The organism is Daejeonella sp., assembly GCF_044348475.1.
Classification (GTDB): domain Bacteria; phylum Bacteroidota; class Bacteroidia; order Sphingobacteriales; family Sphingobacteriaceae; genus Daejeonella.
Map to the genome: position 1 here is coordinate 1 of NZ_JBIKSU010000165.1, position 2638 is coordinate 2638.

Here is a 2638-nt window from a genome sequence, read left to right on the forward strand (position 1 = left end):
AGTCTTTCAACTCATCCATCACTTTAAGGTCAGAGTCCATAAAATCAGACCCCATCACCACTTGTCCGTCAAAATACTTATGCGATAATACCAAAACCCTGTTAACAAAATTGCCAAAAATGGCAACCAGCTCATTATTGTTTCTTGCCTGGAAATCCTTCCAGGTAAAGTCATTATCCTTTGTTTCAGGAGCGGTAGCAGTTAAAACATACCGCAATACATCCTGCTTATCCGGAAAATCCTGAAGATACTCATGTAACCATACTGCCCAATTTCTTGAGGTTGAGATCTTATCCCCTTCAAGGTTCAAAAATTCATTTGCTGGTACATTATCCGCAAGGTGAAAAGATCCATGGGCCATCAACATGGCAGGAAATATGATGCAATGAAATACAATATTATCCTTACCTATAAAATGAACAAGTTTAGTATCATCAGCATACCAGTATTTTTCCCAGCTATCCTTCGGCTTCAGGCTTTCGTTAAGATAATAATCAGCTTTCTTTTCAGCACTTAAGTCTGGATTGCAAAGATCTTTGGTGCCAGATATATACCCAATTGGTGCATCAAACCAAACGTAAAGTACTTTTCCATCTGCACCTTGAACCGGAACATTAACACCCCAGTCAAGATCACGTGTCATTGCACGCGGATTTAAACCACCGCTAAGCCATGATTTACATTGGCCGTACACATTGGGCTTCCAATCAGTATGTAAATCAATATAGGCCTCTATTTGAGGCTGCAAAGTATCTAGCGGAAGAAACCAGTTTTTTGTTTTCTTCAATACAGGCTTTGCTCCTGAAAGCGTAGATCGCGGATTGATTAGTTCTGTTGGACTTAAAGAAGATCCGCATTTTTCACACTGATCGCCATAAGCTTCTTCATTCCCGCATTTAGGGCAGGTTCCAATAATATACCGGTCAGCTAAAAATTGCCCGGCATGTTCATCAAAATACTGCTCAGTTTCTTCTTCATTGAAAACACCTTTGTCATACAAGGTTCTAAAAAACCCAGAAGCTGTATCGTGATGGGTTTGTGAAGATGTTCTATGGTAAATATTAAAGGCAATACCAAAATCTTTAAACGAGTCGCCAATAATCTTATGGTACTTATCTACAACCTCTTGCGGGCTTACTCCTTCCTTCCTGGCCTTAAGTGTAATGGGAACTCCATGCTCATCAGAGCCACTTACAAAAATAACATCCTTACCCCTTGATCTGAGAAATCTGACATAGATATCCGCAGGAATATAAACACCGGCTAGATGTCCAATATGTACCGGACCATTGGTGTAGGGGAGTGCTGCAGTAACTGTATATCTTTTGAATTTATCGTTTCCCAAAATCTTACTATTAAATAATTTTTTTGCAAAGATAACGGCTAATGTGCTAATTTGCTAATAGCATAAATAGACAATTTGTTTTAAAGCAATTTGTAAATTTATACTTTATATAATATAGGAATAATCACGTATTATCGCAGCATTTACCGGTTTATAACCCCATTATTAAAATCAATACCTTGACAAATAATCAGAATAGCACGTATCATACGCCTCCATATTTAACCATTGGTGATACTGTAGCCATTACCTGTCCGGCCAAAAAACTACCACGAGATATTTTAGATGCAGTTAAACTTCTGGAATCATGGGGATTAAATGTTGTTTTGGGTGAAACCGTAAAGGCATCCTGGCATCAGTTTGCGGGTACCGATGAGCTCAGGACATCTGATATGCAGCGATTTCTGGACGATCCCAACATTAAGGCCATTTTCGCGGCACGCGGTGGGTATGGAACCATACGGATCATAGATCGTATAGATTTTTCAAATTTCAAAAAGCACCCAAAATGGATCATTGGCTTTAGCGATATCACCGTACTACATAGCCATATACAGGCGGTGTACAAAACAGAAAGTATACACGGTCAAATGCCCTTAACCATAGCAGATGGGTCAAGTGTTTCATTAGAAACTTTAAGAAAGGCCTTGTTTAATGAAGCCCTTGATTATAAATACACAAGCGCAATCAAGAACAGATCAGGTGAAGCCAATGCTGTATTAATAGGCGGCAACTTAACACTCCTAGTGATGATGGCTGGTTCAGTTTCCGAACAAGACTATGCAGGGAAGATCCTCTTCTTGGAAGATGTTGGAGAATACCTCTATTCGCTCGACAGAATGATGTGGAACTTAAAAAGATCGGGCAAGTTGACCAATCTTAAAGGACTGATTGTGGGTTCGTTCACAGAAATGAAAGATAATGATATTCCTTTCGGGCAAACTGCAGAACAAATCATCATGGAGCATGTTAACGAATTTGATTTTCCTGTTTGTTTTAATTTCCCAGCCGGACATATCAATGATAACCAGGCTCTCATCTTTGGACGTAAGGTTAATATGCTTGTTGAGGAAGAAAATGTCAGCTTAACTTATTCAGAATCTCAACACTAAAATTTAAAATGAATCATACAAACAATTAATTATGGCTTTATTAGGATCACTTGGAAAATACCGGAATACCGGATTATTAATGACCAGAATTGGACTAGGCATACTATTTATGCTGCATGGATATCCAAAACTTTTGGGAGGACCTGAAAAATGGGAAGCAATTGGTGGAGCAATGAAATAT

2 protein-coding genes are annotated in these 2638 nt (G+C 38.8%); one reads left to right on the top strand and one right to left on the bottom strand.

Annotated elements, in window-relative coordinates:
* A partial coding sequence (gene metG, locus ACIQZ6_RS12740; protein WP_395811676.1) for a methionine--tRNA ligase occupies positions 1-1345 on the bottom strand: 1345 nt, incomplete at its 3' end.
* 179 nt (positions 1346-1524) lie between these two features.
* Here metG and ACIQZ6_RS12745 point away from each other — a divergent pair.
* Entirely contained in the window at positions 1525-2457 is a 933-nt protein-coding gene (locus tag ACIQZ6_RS12745) for an LD-carboxypeptidase (protein ID WP_395811678.1), read from the top strand.
* The last annotated feature ends 181 nt before the right edge of the window (positions 2458-2638 follow it).